17 protein-coding genes are annotated in these 17,433 nt (G+C 34.6%); all 17 read left to right on the top strand.

Features of this window, described 5'->3' with window-relative positions:
- Positions 1–927, top strand: coding sequence for an aldose epimerase family protein (locus D7D81_RS01350; protein ID WP_125986588.1), 927 nt, complete (start codon positions 1–3; stop codon positions 925–927).
- Between the two features lie 162 nt (positions 928–1,089).
- Positions 1,090–2,178: a M23 family metallopeptidase gene (locus tag D7D81_RS01345; RefSeq protein ID WP_125986586.1), complete on the top strand. Its 1,089-nt coding sequence runs from the start codon at positions 1,090–1,092 to the stop codon at positions 2,176–2,178.
- Positions 2,179–2,273: 95 nt separating this feature from the next.
- Complete coding sequence (locus tag D7D81_RS01340) at positions 2,274–2,633, top strand: response regulator (RefSeq protein WP_125986584.1); 360 nt, start codon at positions 2,274–2,276, stop codon at positions 2,631–2,633.
- A gap of 496 nt (positions 2,634–3,129) precedes the next feature.
- The gene (locus D7D81_RS01335; RefSeq protein ID WP_125986582.1) at positions 3,130–4,383 is read left to right on the top strand and encodes a nickel-dependent lactate racemase family protein; all 1,254 of its coding nucleotides are present in this window, start codon (positions 3,130–3,132) and stop codon (positions 4,381–4,383) included.
- A gap of 382 nt (positions 4,384–4,765) precedes the next feature.
- Complete coding sequence (locus D7D81_RS01330; protein ID WP_125986580.1) at positions 4,766–5,758, top strand: C4-dicarboxylate TRAP transporter substrate-binding protein; 993 nt, start codon at positions 4,766–4,768, stop codon at positions 5,756–5,758.
- Between the two features lie 21 nt (positions 5,759–5,779).
- The gene (locus D7D81_RS01325; protein ID WP_125986578.1) at positions 5,780–6,283 is read left to right on the top strand and encodes a TRAP transporter small permease; all 504 of its coding nucleotides are present in this window, start codon (positions 5,780–5,782) and stop codon (positions 6,281–6,283) included.
- Positions 6,280–7,557, top strand: a complete 1,278-nt coding sequence (locus D7D81_RS01320) for a TRAP transporter large permease (RefSeq protein WP_125986576.1) — start codon at positions 6,280–6,282, stop codon at positions 7,555–7,557. Before D7D81_RS01325 ends, D7D81_RS01320 begins: the two co-directional genes overlap by 4 nt.
- Before the next feature lie 32 nt (positions 7,558–7,589).
- Positions 7,590–8,603: a 3-dehydro-L-gulonate 2-dehydrogenase gene (gene yiaK, locus D7D81_RS01315; RefSeq protein ID WP_125986574.1), complete on the top strand. Its 1,014-nt coding sequence runs from the start codon at positions 7,590–7,592 to the stop codon at positions 8,601–8,603.
- Positions 8,604–8,754: 151 nt separating this feature from the next.
- On the top strand, positions 8,755–9,765 hold the full coding sequence (locus D7D81_RS01310) for a zinc-binding alcohol dehydrogenase family protein (protein WP_125986572.1): 1,011 nt from the start codon (positions 8,755–8,757) through the stop codon (positions 9,763–9,765).
- Positions 9,766–9,885: 120 nt separating this feature from the next.
- Positions 9,886–10,587 carry a GntR family transcriptional regulator gene (locus tag D7D81_RS01305; protein WP_125986570.1) on the top strand — a complete coding sequence of 234 codons (702 nt, stop codon included), beginning with the start codon at positions 9,886–9,888 and terminating at the stop codon, positions 10,585–10,587.
- 12 nt (positions 10,588–10,599) lie between these two features.
- Complete coding sequence (uxuA, locus tag D7D81_RS01300; RefSeq protein ID WP_125986568.1) at positions 10,600–11,691, top strand: mannonate dehydratase; 1,092 nt, start codon at positions 10,600–10,602, stop codon at positions 11,689–11,691.
- Positions 11,692–11,724: 33 nt separating this feature from the next.
- Positions 11,725–13,338: a mannitol dehydrogenase family protein gene (locus D7D81_RS01295; RefSeq protein WP_205739302.1), complete on the top strand. Its 1,614-nt coding sequence runs from the start codon at positions 11,725–11,727 to the stop codon at positions 13,336–13,338.
- Between the two features lie 210 nt (positions 13,339–13,548).
- Positions 13,549–13,965: a secondary thiamine-phosphate synthase enzyme YjbQ gene (locus tag D7D81_RS01290; RefSeq protein ID WP_125986566.1), complete on the top strand. Its 417-nt coding sequence runs from the start codon at positions 13,549–13,551 to the stop codon at positions 13,963–13,965.
- A gap of 2 nt (positions 13,966–13,967) precedes the next feature.
- Positions 13,968–14,723 carry a YdcF family protein gene (locus D7D81_RS01285; RefSeq protein ID WP_125986564.1) on the top strand — a complete coding sequence of 252 codons (756 nt, stop codon included), beginning with the start codon at positions 13,968–13,970 and terminating at the stop codon, positions 14,721–14,723.
- Positions 14,724–14,765: 42 nt separating this feature from the next.
- The gene (locus D7D81_RS01280; protein ID WP_125986562.1) at positions 14,766–15,602 is read left to right on the top strand and encodes a PHP domain-containing protein; all 837 of its coding nucleotides are present in this window, start codon (positions 14,766–14,768) and stop codon (positions 15,600–15,602) included.
- Between the two features lie 317 nt (positions 15,603–15,919).
- Positions 15,920–16,591, top strand: a complete 672-nt coding sequence (locus D7D81_RS01275) for an aspartate/glutamate racemase family protein (protein WP_125986560.1) — start codon at positions 15,920–15,922, stop codon at positions 16,589–16,591.
- A gap of 82 nt (positions 16,592–16,673) precedes the next feature.
- Positions 16,674–17,390, top strand: coding sequence for a FadR/GntR family transcriptional regulator (locus D7D81_RS01270; protein ID WP_125986558.1), 717 nt, complete (start codon positions 16,674–16,676; stop codon positions 17,388–17,390).
- The last annotated feature ends 43 nt before the right edge of the window (positions 17,391–17,433 follow it).

Raw genomic sequence — 17,433 nt, 5'->3', positions numbered from 1 at the left:
ATGATTGAAGAGATAGTTTTTAAAGGAGTAAAAGGCATTAAGCTGTTTAATAAGTGTATTAGTGTTGTGGTGCTCCCTTCAATTGGGGGCAAGATAGCCTCCTATTATCATAAGGCAAAGGATTTTGAGTTGCTTTTTCAAAATAAGCAGGGGTATTATCAACAGGCTGAATTAGGTGAAGATTTTGCCCTTTTTGATTGTTCAGGGTTTGATGACTGTTTTCCTACGATAGATAGCTGTAATATCAAATATGAGAATAAACAAATAGAATATCCTGATCATGGTGAAATATGGACAGCAGACTTTGATTATAAGGTAGAAAAGGAATCAGTAGGGCTTTTATACTGCAGTCAGCTGTTACCCTATGTATATCGAAAAAAAGTAAGTATTAAAGACAATGAATTGCATCTGGGTTATAAAATAACTAATCAGGGCAAGGGAATAATACCCTGTCTGTGGGCCATGCACTGTCTGATTAATTGCAGTGAAGAGATGAGACTACATTTCCCTACCCAGACTGATAAGGTGGAGAACGTACTTGAAAGTAATTATCTAGGTGAAATAGGTAAAATTCATTCTTTTCCATTGACTGTAGATAACTATGGTAATGAATATAGACTGGACAGGGTTTTAAGTAGTGCCAATAAATATGAAAAATATTATGTCTGTGGGGAAGTAAGTGAGGGTAGTTGTGGTGTTTATTATTCTTTAGAAGATGTGAGGTTTTCTATTAATTATAATAAAGAGCTGCTTCCCTATCTCGGTTTCTGGGTTAGTGAAGGTGGCTTTAAAGGTGATTATAATTGTGCCTTTGAACCCAGTAATGGATATTATGATTCGGTTGTTACGGCTTTAGAAAACGGTAAGGTCTATCAATTAAAGCCCGGAAAATCATTGGAGTTCATGTTAGAGTTGAGTCTATCTTAAAAAAATATTTTTTATAAACCCCGGGAAACCGGGGTTTTCGCTATTTTTTAGAGAAATATTATCTGGAATAGTACTTTTGTCCTTGATTTAATTGGATAGTTAAGATAAAATAATCATGCATTTATATTATTTATACTATTTATATTTATGGAGGTGGCTTAATTGAAAAAGCTGACAATAACTGTTTTTATAATTAGTCTACTATTGTTACTACCAGATTACAGCCTTATATCTGGTTATGATAATGAAGCCAAGCGTCTTCCAGTACAGGATATTCAAATTGATGATGCTGTTGAGGTGGACAAGTTATTTGATACAGATATAGTTCAAACAAATGATGAAGAACAGGATGTTGAGGGAGAACAACTTGAATTAACAGAGAAGATAGATTTAATAAAAGAAGAAAAAAACCTGCTGACATCTGTGGGTGATGCGGAGACTCCTGAAGCCCTGGATTCTTTAAGGACAGATACAGATGGGCAGGAAATGACTGATGTTTTAAAGCCGTCTAACATTAGGAAAGATGAGGTTAAACTTACTCTTTTTGATAGAGTTGAGGAATATCGTGTTAAAAAGGGTGACAATCTCTGGGAAATTGCTAATAGCTATAGGATTGATATTGACACTTTAATTGGTGCCAATGATATCAGTAATATGAATAGGATACAGGTTGGTGATGTACTGGTTATTCTACCTGTTAAAGGCATACTTTATAAGATAAACCCAGGTGAAAACCTCTGGACCATTACCAGGGATTTTGCAGTATCATTAGATGAAGTTATTGAGGCTAATGGTATAACTAATCCTGATTTAGTTAAACCAGGTAAGGTGGTTTTACTGCCAGGTGCTAAACCAGAGTTTGGCTATCAGGAAAGGCTGAGCCAGCATTTTATCAAACCGATTGATGCCCGTATTTCTTCATATTTTGGGATGAGATGGGGTAGGATGCATGAAGGAATAGACTTTGCAGTTAATACAGGGACAAGGATAAGGGCGGCTCGTAGTGGTAAGATTATTTATAGTGGCTGGGCATCGGGTTATGGTAATACAGTTATTATAGAACATGAAAGAGGGGTTCGGTCGCTTTATGCTCATAACTCTAAACTGCTTGTAAGTAGTGGACAGCGGGTAGAGAGGAGACAGGCTATTGCCCTATCTGGTAATACTGGAAACTCTACTGGTCCTCATCTCCATTTTGAGATTCAGATTAATGGACAGCCGGTAAATCCACTAAATTATATTAAAATGTAATGAAAAATAAAATTTAACAATACAGTGATTGTAATCACATTATTAGCTTGTATAGTGGTATATAATCAACTATATTTAAGGGGAGGGAGATTATCTTGGCTAAAAAGATATTAATAGTAGATGATGCAGCGTTTATGAGGCTGACATTAAAGAATCTAATTGAAGAGATTGGCTATGAGGTAATTGGTGAAGCGACAAATGGAGAAGAGGCTGTTGCCAAATATGCTGATCTTCAGCCTGATATTGTTACTATGGATATTACTATGCCTGAGATGAGTGGTCTGGAGGCCTTAAAAGAGATTATTAGTATTGATGATACTGCCAGTATTATAATGTGCAGTGCTATGGGGCAGCAGACAATGGTTCTGGACGCTATTAAAAGTGGGGCCAAGGATTTTATTGTTAAACCATTTAATAAAGAAAGGATAGAAGAAGCCCTTAGTAAGGCAAATTAAGTCTATATAACTGAGGGCTTGGCATGTTTTTTAATTAAATATCTTATATATTGATTAAGGGAACCTATTGCCTTTAAAGGTAATTAAGGGTTCTTTTTGTTTTTGAATATGTTATAAGAGTCTGTTCGAAAAGTATCAGTATATACCGTCGGGGATTATATATCCCTTCACTCAACGGTAACACCTTAACTTCGTTCAGGGATATATAATCCCCTATTTATGCCTTTTTGAACACACACTATAAAATATTATTTATAAAGAAAAAGATTAATTGGAACCCTCATCAGGTTTCTTTCTGGTGAAGAATTGCCTGTGGTAAGGGCATTAAAAAAAGGATCAAGGTATAGGTAAATAAGATTGAATTTTAATGGATTACTTGATAGTATAGTATTAATGTAGATATTCAAAAAATATAGATTAGGAGAAATGCTAAAACTTTTTTGAATAGTTATTATTACAAATTTTATCTAAAAATTAGGAACTGAGGAGAATTACAATGGTTAAACAGATTAATATAGCATATGGGACAGGTCAACTTAATCTTAATCTGCCAGAAAAATATAAAATATTGGAATCTACGGCAGAGGAAAGGGGGAAAATTGACTGGCAGCAGAAGATAAAGGCTAGTTTTTCCAATCCGGTTGATTCCCCGACCTTAGCCAGTCTAGTTCAGCAGGAAAAGCCAGAAAAGATTGTGATTATTATTAATGATATAACCAGACCGGTGCCATATAATATTGTCCTTAAACCGATGTTAGAAGAACTGGAAGAAGCAGGGATAGTTGATGAAAATATAAGCCTTTTAATTGCTACTGGTATGCACCGGCCAATGACCCCAAAAGAGGTTGAAGAGACTGTAGGTAAAGATATAATAGATCGTTATCATTGGGAAAATCATAAATGTGAAGAAGAAATGGTTTATGCTGGCAAGTTAAGTGAAGGGATTCCTCTTTATGTAAATCCGCTGGCTATGGAAGCAGATTTATTATGTGCCATAGGTGTTATTGCTCCTCATTATATGGCTGGTTATTCAGGTGGCAGGAAATCACTGTTACCAGGGGTTTGTGGCCGGGAGACTATAGAAACCCATCATTCTTTAATGAGACTACCTGAAGCTAAAACTGCTAATCTGGCCGGCAATAAATTTCATCAGACAGCAGTAGAAGCAGCTAAAATGGCTAATTTGAAATTCATATCTAATGTTATTGTTGATAGCAAAAATGAACCGGTAGACTTGGTGGTAGGTCATTATCTAAAGGCCTGGGAAAAAGGTGTTGAGTTGTGTAGGAAAAATTCTGTTATTAAAATAGATAAACTGGCAGATGCAGTAATAGTTAGTACTGGTGGTTTTCCCAAGGATATTAATATGTATCAGGCTCAAAAGGCACTTGAAAATGCTTCATATTGTGTAAAAGAAGGAGCACCAATTTTGTTAATAGCTGAGTGTAAGGAATCACTGGGTGAAGATACTTTTGAAAAATGGTTATTAGAGGCTGAGAAACCAGAATATCTTGAAGAAAAGATCAAAAAGGTATTTGAACTTGGTGGACATAAGGCTTTTGCCATTGCCAGGGTAGCAAGAAAAAATCCCCTTTATTTATATAGTAGTATGAAAAGAGGTATTGTTCAAGAAACTTTCATGGACCCGGTTAAAGACATTAATGAGTTTGTCAGTCAGTTAATATCAGCTGAAGATTTAGTATACATTATACCACATGGTGCTAATACAGTGCCATTATATACTGATTAAGGCTATTAAGTAAATAATTATGTCTGTTTACTTAACTCAAGTAGATGCAGAATACTACCGGATAACAATATTAGCTTACAAATAGAGACCTGAAAAATTGGTCTCTAATTTGTTTTTGGTTGAATATTTGAATTTGTATATAATATATGGCATTAGACTTTTTTTGTTATTGTGCTGAAAAAATATGATAATTAAACATATACTAGTTTGCTGATTCTATTAATGAGGGAGTATGCAACATTGTATTTATACTCTAAAGCTAGCTTTACAGTTTTTGCTGGATTAATGCCTTAAGTAAGGTTCAAAATCGAATGTTCTTATGTTTGACAAAAACATACTAATATGTTAGTATATTAGTATAAAATCTAGAGGAGGCTTTAAAATGAAACAAAAATTATTAGCAACTATTTTGATTTTAGGTTTACTTATTTCACTGGCAGCTTGTAGTGGAACAGGAAAAGATGCACAGGGAGAAAGTTATGTACTTAAAGTAGGTACAGTATTGACTGAGGCAGATCCTATTTATAAGGGTCTTGAGGTGTTCAAAAAAAGTGTTGAACAAAGAACAGATGGAGCTATTACAGTGGAACTATACTCAGGTTCGCAACTCGGTGCAGATGAAGATGTTTTAGAACAAGCCAAGGTTGGTGCTGGTGTTGGGATTATTACAGATCCGGGTCGTATGAGCAATTATATTAAAGATTTTGGAATTCTAGGAGGACCTTATTTAGCTAATGATTATGAAGGTGCCTTAAAATTGATGAAAACCTCAGTATATAAAGACTTAGTAGGGGAATTTGAAGAATATGGATTTAAAGTGCTATCTTTTAATTATTATCAAGGTAGTAGAAACCTTTTTACAAAGTCACCGGTTACTAAACCAGAGGATTTGAATGGATTACGTATTAGAAGTTCTGGTTCTGATGTAGTAACGAAGTCCCTGGAGGCAATGGGAGCGAATACTACAGTTCTTCCGTGGTCAGAGGCGTACCAAGCACTTCAACAGAAGGTAATTGAAGGTGTTGAGGTACACAACTCTGCAGCAGTAGGTTCAAGTATTTATGAAGTTACTGATTACCTTTCTCAAACAGGTCATTTCCAATTGCTTACTGGACTTGTGATTTCTAATAATTGGTTTGAAAAGTTACCGGAAGAGTATCAAAGTATTCTTACAGAAGAATCTTATAATGCAGGTAAATATGCTTCTGATATTGTTATTAAAAAGAATGGAGAATTTTTACAAACTATTACTGATGCTGGTATAGAAGTTGTAGATGTTGATGTTGATGCATTCAAAGCAGCTGCGGAATCAACTTACGATGATTTAGGATATAGAGAACTTAAAGATAAAATTGATAAAGAACTAGGAAGATAATACTAAAAGCGAGGTTTTGACATGAAAATTCAACGTATTGAAGAAATAACTGTATGTATAGGTCTTTCAATACTAATATTACTCGTTTTTACGGCTGCTACATTGAGATGGTTTGGTATAGATATGTCTTGGTCAGTTGACTTTGCCCAACTGACATTTTCCTGGGTCTGCTTTATTGGAGCAGACCTAGCCATGCGCCGTAAACGACATATGGGTGTTGATTTATTGGCAAATAAGTTTTCACTTCCGATACGAAATGCAATTTATTTATTTAATAGTGTATTGATTATGTTTTTCTTGATATTTGTTATTTATTATGGAACAAATTTATCAATAATCAATTTTCAAAGAACGTTTAATACATTACCAATAAGTTATTCCTTTGTTACCATTAGTGCACCTGTTGGATGTTTGCTGATGTTATACACTGTTATGAAAAGATTGATAGGATATATTGGCAACATTATAAAACATGATTATCAAGGTATTATTCAGAAAAACCAAGGAGGGGGGGAAACCATATGATCATCTTAGCTATAAGCTTTGTGATACTATTGGCCATAGGGATGCCTGTAGCCTTTGCAATTGGAATATCTACTCTTTCTTTCTTTATTAGTGAAGGTGTGCCTATTCAAATTGTAGCTCAAAGAATGGTAAGTAGTACCCAATCCTTTTCATTACTGGCAGTCCCTTTCTTTGTCCTTGCAGGAAACTTAATGAATGAAACTGGAATTACTAAGAGACTTATTAAGTTTTCAACAGTACTTACGGGACATATGTATGGTGGTCTTGCTCAGGTTTCTGTGGTTCTCAGTACGTTGATGGGTGGGATTTCAGGCTCTGCTACAGCTGATGCTGCGATGGAAAGTCGTATCCTTGGTCCGGATATGGGAAAAAGAGGGTATTCTAAAGGCTTTACTGCAGCTATCTTAGCTATGGGTGGTTTAATTACCTCTACAATACCTCCAAGTATTGGTCTTATTTTATATGGGGTCACAGGTGAAATATCTATAGGTCGTTTGTTTTTAGCAGGAATCGTACCCGGTGTTTTATTGACGATTGTGTTTATGACTACAGTGAATATTATTTCTAGAAAGAGAAAATATGCTAGAGAAATGGAAAAATCACCAACGGTTTTAGAAATTTTAAAAGGCTTAGTAGAGAATATATGGGCCTTATTATTTCCTGTTATACTAATTGTTGGGATTCGTTTTGGTATCTTCACACCATCTGAAGCAGGTGCGTTTGCTGTAGTATATGCCTTTATTATTGGTGTGTTTGTTTACAAAGAATTGACAATGAAAAAGATGATTGAGGTTTTAAAACAGACTTCGGTAGATTTAGCTGTAATTATGTTAATTATCATTTGCTCTAATGCTTTTGGTTATGCATTGGTTACGGGAAGAGTTCCTCAAACATTAGCAGATTTAATAATTAATGTATCATCAAATTCGTATATTGTATTATTTATTATTTTAGCTTTTGTTTTTGTGGTAGGTATGTTTATGGAAGCAACTGCAAATGTATTGATTTTAACACCAATTTTCTTGCCTATTGTAACAAATTTAGGTTTTGATCCAGTTCATTTTGGTATTTTATTTATGATTTTAGTAACTATGGGGGGAATGACACCACCTATAGGTGTTACAATGTATACAACATGTTCGATATTACAATGTCCAGTTGAAACATATACAAAAGAATCAATTTTATTTTTAGGAGCTGTTATTGTTTTATTGGCAGTATTAGTATTCTTTCCAGAAGTTGTGCTGTTTTTACCAAACATGGTTTTCGGTTAAAAATCAAAATGATATAAAAAGGAGACTAAAATATGAGATTAACCTTTGAAGAAATTAAGAATGAGATTAAAAGAGTGTTTATAAAATACGGACTTAGTGAAGAAAAAGCAGAAACTTGTGCTAGAGTTCATACAGAATCAACCTATGATGGTATTTACTCACATGGGACAAATAGAGTTGCCCGTTTTGTGGATTATATTCAAAAAGGCTGGGTTGATGTAGACGCTGAGCCGACTTTGGAAAAAGAATTTGGTGCAATACAAGTTTATAACGGTAATATGGGTCCTGGTGTTCTGAATGCTTTATATGGTGTGGAAAAAGGGATGGAACTTGCGGATAAATACGGCATAGGAATGGTTGGCTTAAAAAATACGACTCATTGGATGCGTGGTGGTACGTATGGCTTACATGCTGCTAATCGAGGTTACATTGCCATTATGTGGACTAACACTGAATCATGTATGCCGCCATGGGGTGGAAAAGAATGTAAGCTAGGAAACAATCCATTTGTAATGGCAGTACCAAGTGTTGATGGCGAGCCCGCAATTGAATTAGACATGGCCATATCACAATATTCCTATGGAAAACTACAAGTAACAAGATTAGCTAACAAAAAGCTACCATTTCCAGGTGGGTTTGATAAAGATGGAAATATTACTGATGACCCAGGTGCAATAGAAGAGTCAATGAGAATCATGCCAATAGGATATTGGAAAGGCTCTAGTTTTTCTTTTATGCTAGACATTTTAGGTTCTATCTTAACAGATGGTATTGGAGCTGCAGATTTAGATAAAAAAGGAAAAGGAAGTTGTGGTGGCGCATCACAGGTTATGATTATTATTGATCCTAAGAAAATTAGTGATAAAGAGGAGAATATGGCAGCTACAATTAAAAAAGCTGTAACACACATAAAAAGTTCAGAGCTATCAGAGGATTCAACGGGAATTTTTACACCTGGTGAAGATTTCGTGAGATTTAGAGAAGAGCATGATGCTAAGGGAATCTTTGTGGATGATAGTGTTTGGGAAGAGATTAAATCCCTTTAGAGATGTCCATAGGAAATATTGTTTATATTTAAGATACTTTTATCTTGTCTAACCGAATGAATCTCATAGACTATTATCTGTTATAAATGGCTAGTAAATGGTGTTAGAAAAATTCTAGTAAAAGTAAAAGTCTAGTTGAGGAGGAATTGTGATGAAAGCATTGAGAGTTGAGGAACCTAATAAGATAGCTGTTGTTGAAATTCCAGAAGTAAAACTAGAAAAGGATAACGAAATACTTATAAAAGTTAAAGCTGCTGGTATTTGTGGTAGTGATATTAGTATTTATTTAGGGAAGTCTCCAGTTGCAAGCTACCCTAGAATTCTTGGCCATGAAGTAACAGGGATAGTTCAAGAAATTGGGAACTCTGTTACGAGATTTGAAGTTGGAGATCATGTGATCATTAAACAGACCGAAAGCTGTAATATGTGTTATGCATGCAAACATGGTAGAGATAATGTTTGTGTCGATTTAAAGGTCAGAGGAGTCAATATAGATGGTGGTTATCGTGAGCATATGACAGTACCAGAGACATCAGCATATCTAATTCCAAAAGATCTAGACTTTAAGACTGCTGTTTTGATTGAACCCTTTACTATTGCTTTTCAAGCTTGTGCCAGGGGGAGACTTCAAGAAGATGATACTTTATTAGTATATGGTGTAGGTGCTTTAGGTTCAACAATTATACAAGTAGCTAAAAGTTTTGGCTGTAAAATTATAGCTGTAGATATTGAAGAAGACAAACTTGATCAGGCAAAAAGATTGGGTGCTGCTTATACAATTAATGGGAAAAGTCCAACTTTAAAGGAGGAGATACAGGCTGCTTCTAATGACTATGGACCAACAGTTTGTATTGACTCAGTATGTAACCCCGGGTCCTTTGAATTTTTAGTAGATGTTGTTGGTAATGCAGGAAGAGTTGTGTTAATGGGATTTGATACTAGAGTTTCAGAAATTGCACAATTTAAGATCACGGCTAAGGAACTAGATATTATTGGTTCTCGATTACAGCATGATAAATTCGAAAAAGTAATTGACTTATTTGCTAGAGATATTATTCAAGCAGGAGATATGATATCACATGTTTTTAATTTCAAAGACATTAAGAAAGCATTTGATGTAGTTTCTAGTAGAAAGTTTAGAAAAATTGTGTTAACATTTTAGTTGTTATAAGTTTGGAAAGATATCCTGAATCTTTAAATAGATTTAATCGAATTTTATTTTAGCAAAGTCATTAAAGTTAAATGTAATGAATAGAGGGTTTTAAGGAGGGGGTGTAGGCGTATGCAGTTATCAAATCAAGCATCTTTTAATATTGGAGATAATGTGTATTATACTCTTCGTAAAAATATTATATCATTAAATTTAAAACCAGGAGAGGCATTGAGCATCAAGGATATTTCTGAAAAATTAAATGTAAGTAGATCACCAGTAAGGGATGCACTTATTAAATTAGAAAAAGAGGGGCTTGTTAATATTATTCCTCAAAAGGGAACAATTGTTTCCAAAATAGATTTAAAACGAGTTGCAGAAGAAAGATTTCTAAGAGAAAGTCTCGAAGAAAATACTATAAAATTGTTTGTTAGTGTCTGTAAAGAAAGTGATATACAAATATTAAGGCATTGTATTGAGATGCAAAAGCAGAGTATAAAGGATAATGATTATATGTCTTTTTTGAAGTATGATGACAATTTTCATAGTGTATTTTTTAAAAGTACTGATAAAAACATGTGCTGGGAAATTATTCAAAGTATGTCTGGTCATTATAAGAGGATACGGCTTATGTCCTTATGGGATAAAAAAATACTTTCTAATGTAGTTGTACAGCATTTAGAGGTTATAGAAAAAATATGTAATGGTAATCTTCAAGGGGCTGTAGATATAATTAAAAAACATCTGTCAAAGATTTTTATGGAAGAGGCAGAACTTATTAATAAATATCCTGAATTTTTTAAGGAAAGGGAAAACACAATGCAATTAGAATAAGGAGACGTAAATATGAAAATGACACTAAGATGGTTTGGAAGTAAGCATGATAATGTGACTTTAGAACAGATCAAACAGATTCCTGGTTGTGTAGGTGTTATTACAACCCTATATGATTCTAAACCTGGAGAAGTGTGGAGTAGTGAAGCAATTCAGGCAATGAGAAATGAAGTAGAGTCAGCAGGGTTAGAGGTTAGCGGTATTGAGAGTGTGAATATTCATGATGATATTAAGATTGGTCTTCCTACAAGAGATAAGTACATCAATAATTATATTGAAACTCTTGAAAATTTAGGGGAAGGAGGGATAAATTTAGTATGCTATAATTTTATGCCTGTGTTTGACTGGACAAGATCTGATCTTGCAAAGCTAAGACCTGATGGTTCTACAGTTCTTTCTTATGACCAAGAGGTTATTGATAAAATAGATCCAGATAAGATCTTTAAGGAAATGGAAGCAAGCTCTAATGGGTTTGTACTACCAGGATGGGAACCAGAACGACTAGGAAAGGTAAGAGAACTATTTGAAATGTATAAGGATGTAGATGAAGAAAAATTATTTGAAAACCTTATATATTTTTTAAATGCTATTATGCCTACCTGTCAAAAGTATGGAATTAAGATGGCAATTCATATGGATGATCCTGCATGGTCTGTATTTAATCTACCAAGAATAATAAATAATAAAGAAAATATCCAAAGAATGCTTGATGCAGTTCCTGTGGAAAATAATGGGTTAACCATATGTACAGGTTCTTTAGGTTCTAACCCTGATAATGATATTCCAGATATTATAAGAAGTTTCAAAGGGCGAATTCACTTTGCTCATATTAGAAATCTTGTTCATCACGGGCCAGGTAAATTTGATGAGGCAGCACATCTTTCATCTGATGGTTCCTTAGATATGTATGAAATTGTAAAGGCATTATATGATATTGGCATGGAAGGACCTATAAGACCTGATCATGGAAGAATGATTTGGGGCGAGAAAGCTATGCCAGGTTATGGATTATATGATAGAGCTTTAGGAGCAACATATTTAAACGGTTTATGGGAAGCAATTGATAAATCAGTTAAGCAAGGAATGTTAGGGTTTAATAACTAAAAAATATAACCCAAAAGAAAGAAGGTGGCTAGCGTGAAATTAAATATGAAGGCCTTAAATGATATTGATGTCTGGGAAAAAGCAGGGTTTAAGCTTCCAAGATTTAATCTTGAGCAAGTAAAAGAAAATACGAAGGCAAATCCTAACTGGATTCATTTTGGTGCAGGAAATATTTTTAGAGCATTTATAGCAAATGTACAGCAAAGTATTTTAAATGAAGGGAAAAGTGATAGGGGAATTATTGTTGCAGAAGGTTTTGATTATGAAATAATCGATGAAATGTATAGGCCTCATGACAATCTGGGTGCTCTTGTGACTCTAAAGGCAGATGGCCATATTGAAAAGACAGTTATTGCAAGCATTGTAGAATCATTAATTGTAGATCCAAAGAATGAAGAAAACTGGAAACGGTTAAAAGAAATTTTTATAAACCCAAGTCTCCAAATGGTAAGTTTTACGATCACGGAAAAGGGATATAGTTTACAAGATGCTAGGGGTGAATACTTATCTGACGTAGTAGAGGATTTTAATAATGGGCCACAAAATCCAGTAAGCTATATTGGTAAATTGGCTGCACTTGTTTATGAACGATATATAAATGGGAAAAACCCCCTTGCCTTAGTTAGTATGGATAATTGTTCTCATAATGGGACTAAACTTTATCAGGCGGTTAGTGTTTTTGCCGAAAAGTGGGTAGAAAAAGGATATGTAGATGAAGGCTTTGATATTTATATCAATGATTCTAAGTGTGTATCCTTTCCATGGACGATGATTGATAAAATTACCCCAAGACCAGATCCGAGTGTAAGGGAGATGCTTAAAAAGGATGGTTTTGAAGATGTAGAGGATGTAATTACATCAAAAAACACCTATATAGCTCCTTTTGTAAATGCAGAGGAATCAGAATATCTTATTATTGAAGATTTATTTCCTAACGGCAGACCAAATCTTGAAGAGGCTGGTATTATTTTCACAGATAGAGAAACGGTTGATAAAGTTGAAAAAATGAAGGTTTGCACTTGTCTAAATCCCCTTCATACAGCTCTTGCTATATATGGTTGTTTATTAGGATATACTTTGATTTCAAAGGAAATGGAAGATCATGAGTTAAAAAACCTTGTAGAAAAAATAGGATATGTAGAGGGCCTGCCTGTAGTTGTAAATCCTAAAATTATTGATCCTAAAAAATTCATTGACGAAGTGCTTAAGGTAAGAATTCCAAATCCATTTATGCCTGATACACCACAAAGAATTGCAACTGATACTTCTCAAAAATTAGGAATCCGCTTTGGTGAAACAATAAAAGCCTATATAAGCAGAAAAGATTTAAATATAATGGATCTAAAGTTTATTCCTCTTGTTTTAGCGGGCTGGTGTAGATATTTAATGGGTATTGATGATGATGGCAATAAAATGAAACTTAGTTCAGATCCTCTTTTAGAGGAATTAACACCTTATGTTGCATCAATTTCTCTTGGAGATAAGGGACCTTTTCATGAACAGCTTAAGCCGATATTATCCAATGTTAAAATCTTTGGTATAGATCTTTATGAAGTAGGCTTAGGAGAAGTTATAGAAAATTATTTTGAAGAACTAATTGCATCAAAGGGTGCAGTTAGAGCAACTCTAAAAAAATATGTTGATTAAATAACTCTCAAAACATAAAATGACTTTGATGGTACAAGCATCAAAGTCATTTTATGTTTATTCTTGCCCTTTCTAAAAATATAAGAGAAAATGCTTCTGTCGGAGATGCTAAATTTTTCCGCGAGATCCTGAAACCATACTATTTTATTGTTCCTTGAGAAAAAGCCAAAAAAGGGTTATAATAAAGAAAAAATGCAGGAGAGTGGTTAGGTGAAATCTTATAGGGAATACTTATATTTTGATACTAACAACAGGGTAGAATTAATAAATATTACTGATAAAGTTGCAGATATAATTAAAAAAAGTCAAATAAAAGAGGGCTTATGCCTGGTCAATGCCATGCATATAACGGCCAGTGTTTTTATTAATGATGATGAACCTGGTTTACATAATGATTATAAAAAGTGGCTAGAGGAGTTAGCTCCACATGAGCCTATTTCCCAATACCAGCATAATGGTTTTGAAGATAATGCCGATGCACATTTGAAACGGCAGATTATGGGGAGAGAGGTTGTTATAGCTATTACTGAAGGGAATTTTGATTTTGGTCCCTGGGAACAGATTTTTTATGGTGAATTTGATGGCAGGAGAGAAAAAAGGGTTCTTGTTAAGGTAATAGGTGAGTAGTTGTGCTGTTAACAGTAGAAAAAACTATTGCTTCTTTCCTTACATTACCAGGGATATTTATTTTGCTTTGGTTTATAGTAACCCTTTATTTATTTAGGATAAGACAATCTCGTTTTATTAAATACCTGTCCTTAATTACCTTAATTTTAATGTATATAATGGCCAGTGCTTTTGGGACAGTTGTTTTACTCAAACCATTAGAGCTTATGAAGCAAGCTGTCATAATAGAAGGCAATTATCCTATTGTTGTTTTGGGGGGAGGTATTAATTATCTTACAAATAAAAAGGCTGATTTGAAGCCCCCTACCCTACAGCGCTTAGTTAACGGTTATCAGCTTTTTAGAAAATATGGTGGGCCACTTATTTTTACAGGTGGTGTAGCTATTGGTCATCACCAGATTAGTGAGGCTGAAGTGGCTGCAAACTGGCTAAAAGATATGGGTGTAGCTAGAGATGAAATAATTATTGAAGATAGGGCCAGGACCACCTTTGAAAATGCTCTTTATACAAAAGAGATATTAGAAAAATATCATTATAAACGGGTATATCTGGTTACTTCAGCTGTCCATCTACTACGGGCTACGAAAGTATTTAAAAAACAGGGAATAGATGTTATACCTATACCTGCCGGCTATTTATCAAGCCATTCCTTAGGATGGTTGGATTATTTACCAAATAGGAGTGCCTTTTCCTCGAATATGGCTGCTGTACATGAATGGTTGGGTTTAATCTGGTATCGTGTGACAGGGAGAATATAATAAATAATGATTTAATTATTATAAAAAAGGAGTGTAAAATATATGTCAGCAGACCTTCATATACATTCGACATATTCTGATGGGAGTTTTCCTCCTGAGCAATTGGTTAAGATGGCTAAAGAGAATGGTTTAAGTACTATTGCCTTAGCTGATCATGATACTGTTGAGGGTGTTCCAGAGACGATTGCAGCAGGTAAAGAGATGGGGATTGAAGTTATTCCGGCCATAGAATTTTCAACGGTCAGGGAAAAAGCAGAAGTCCACATATTAGGCTATTATATGGATTATAGGTCCAGGGATTTCTTAAAAAGGGTTGAGGCTTTTTTTACGGCTAGACTTGACAGAGCCCGGGAGATGGTTAATAGGTTGAATCAGCTGGGAATAAATATTCATTATGAGGATGTAACAAAACTTGCCGGGGATAAATATATTGGCCGTCCCCATCTGGCTATGGCTTTAAAACAGGCTGGTTATATAAAAGAGACAGATGATGCCTATAAAAATGAACTGATTGGTAATGGAGGTAAGGCCTATGTTCCCAAGTTTCAGTTGAAACCGGTTGAGGCAATTTCTATTATCAAAGAAGCAGGTGGTATTGCTGTACTGGCCCATCCCTATTTTATTAATAGGGGCAAACCCTTTGGTGAAGAGGAGATAAGGGAATTAACCGAATATGGCCTGGATGGTCTTGAGGTTTATCACTCTAAACACAGTGAAAAGACCAGTCAATATTATCTGGAAATAGCAGAAAAACTAAATTTACTGTTGACTGGTGGTAGTGATTTTCATGGGGAAAATACACCTGGTATCCAGGTAGGGGATGTTAGAATAGATGACCAGAGGGTTGAAAAATTAAAAGACTATCTGAAAATAAGTTAGCGTTAAATCTTAATTGATGTTAATTATGGTTCCCGTCTTAATTGACGGGAATTATTGTACGGCGGGTTCTTGTACTGTTGTAAGGATTATATAAACGTTAAAGATAATGATTACATCCACAAGCAAAACTGCAAGGTGAGAAGTACCCATACTGATTTACGGAATTTTAAAATTGTTTTGAATTTTTGAATTATACAAAAATAGTGTTTACAAATAAGTATTTTTCGTATATAATAAAACAAAACAGCATACATCCTACGTTGTACATAGGTGTATAAAAAAGATGATTTATTTTAAATATGGGGGGGCCAAAGGAAGTGAAAATTGGATTGGTTTATACAAGTACTACACCAGAACTTATAGCGCTTGTAGAAAATGAAATTAGAAAAAAACTGGGAAATGATGTAGAAATGCTTTCTTATCAGGATCCTAGTATTTTGGAAGAAACAAGGACTCATGGCTACGTTACCAGTAAAGCAGCTGCAAGATTGGTAATAATGTATATGGAAGCTGTCAATGCGGGGGTAGATGCTATTATTAACCTTTGTTCTTCCGTTGGTGAAGTAGCGGATGCCGTACAGGATATTGCGAAGTACATCGGGGTTCCTATTGTGCGTGTGGATGAAGATATGTGTAGGGAAGCGGTAAGGAAAGGAAAAAGAATTGCAGTGATGGCGACATTGTCTACAACGTTGGAACCTACCAAAAATACCATTAAACGTGTAGCTAGAGAAATGGGAAAACGAGTTGAACTTGTAGACGTATTAATTGACGGAGCGTTTGGACTGAATCAAGAGGAATTTAAAGCACGTATGCTTAAAAAAGCAGGAGAAGTTGAAAAAGATGTGGATGTGATACTATTTGCCCAAGGTTCAATGGCATACTGTGAGGAGATTATAGCTGAAGCTTACGATAAGTTTGTCGTATCTAGTCCGAAGTTTGGTGCTGTGGCACTTAAAAATGTGTTAACGATTAAAGGCTTAATATGATAGAGGTATTAAGATATTTTTATTCTTGATTATTAACTTAGTTTTTTAATAGTAGGATGTGTAATGGAAAGGATAACAGATTATGCCAAATAATAGAAGTTTGCTAAAATCATCACTGGCTAATAAATCCGTAGTTGATCGAGTTATTGAGCGAATTACAGGTGCTATTATAAGCGGTGAACTAAAGCCTGGAGATAGGATACCCACTGAGGTTGAACTGTGCGAATCGTTTCAAGTTGGACGAAATTCTATACGAGAAGCCATTAAAGTACTTGAATCGTTTGGGGTAGTTTATATTAAACGATCGGAAGGAACTTTTGTAAGTTCTAGTTTCAATCATCGCATGCTTGATCCCATGCTTTACGGACTGATTTTGGAGAAAGATTCTGTAGAAGCAATTATCGAACTGAGAAAAGTTTTTGATATTGGAATAATGTATGTTGTAATACAAAAGGCAAAGAAAGAAGACATACAGTATCTTTATCATGAATTAGAACGGTTAGAGGCGGAAGTGATGAGTACAAATGCAGATGCAAAGCGAGTGTTAAACCAGGATATTCGTTTCCATGCTGCAGTAGCTTTTTGTACCCATAATGAACTTATTCAAAATACGGCAGACTATATAGACAGATTGACGATACCTTCTCGTATACAAACTATGGAAAAAATATTGGGAAGTGATGAACGCATACGGTTTATAGAGTTGCACCGGCAAATTGTAGACATGGTTAAAGTGAAGGACAGTTTACAAATTGGCAAGACAATAGAAGACCACTATATGTTCTGGAAACAGGAGTAATATAATTTATTTAAAATTAGTGTTATACAGTAATTTGTAATGG

Origin of the sequence: Halocella sp. SP3-1 (assembly GCF_003953885.1) — a bacterium.
In the GTDB taxonomy this organism is placed as follows: Bacteria; Bacillota; Halanaerobiia; order Halanaerobiales; family DTU029; genus Iocasia; species Iocasia fonsfrigidae.
Note: the sequence above shows the minus strand (reverse complement) of the source record. Positions and strands in the feature narration are given on the sequence as shown.

Coding starts and splice junctions, on each gene's coding strand:
- D7D81_RS01270 (WP_125986558.1), top strand. CDS start 16,674: ATGCCAAATAATAGAAGTTTGCTAAAATCATCACTGGCTAATAAATCC.
- uxuA (WP_125986568.1), top strand. CDS start 10,600: ATGAAAATGACACTAAGATGGTTTGGAAGTAAGCATGATAATGTGACT.
- D7D81_RS01305 (WP_125986570.1), top strand. CDS start 9,886: ATGCAGTTATCAAATCAAGCATCTTTTAATATTGGAGATAATGTGTAT.
- D7D81_RS01350 (WP_125986588.1), top strand. CDS start 1: ATGATTGAAGAGATAGTTTTTAAAGGAGTAAAAGGCATTAAGCTGTTT.
- yiaK (WP_125986574.1), top strand. CDS start 7,590: ATGAGATTAACCTTTGAAGAAATTAAGAATGAGATTAAAAGAGTGTTT.
- D7D81_RS01335 (WP_125986582.1), top strand. CDS start 3,130: ATGGTTAAACAGATTAATATAGCATATGGGACAGGTCAACTTAATCTT.
- D7D81_RS01280 (WP_125986562.1), top strand. CDS start 14,766: ATGTCAGCAGACCTTCATATACATTCGACATATTCTGATGGGAGTTTT.
- D7D81_RS01310 (WP_125986572.1), top strand. CDS start 8,755: ATGAAAGCATTGAGAGTTGAGGAACCTAATAAGATAGCTGTTGTTGAA.
- D7D81_RS01330 (WP_125986580.1), top strand. CDS start 4,766: ATGAAACAAAAATTATTAGCAACTATTTTGATTTTAGGTTTACTTATT.
- D7D81_RS01320 (WP_125986576.1), top strand. CDS start 6,280: ATGATCATCTTAGCTATAAGCTTTGTGATACTATTGGCCATAGGGATG.
- D7D81_RS01325 (WP_125986578.1), top strand. CDS start 5,780: ATGAAAATTCAACGTATTGAAGAAATAACTGTATGTATAGGTCTTTCA.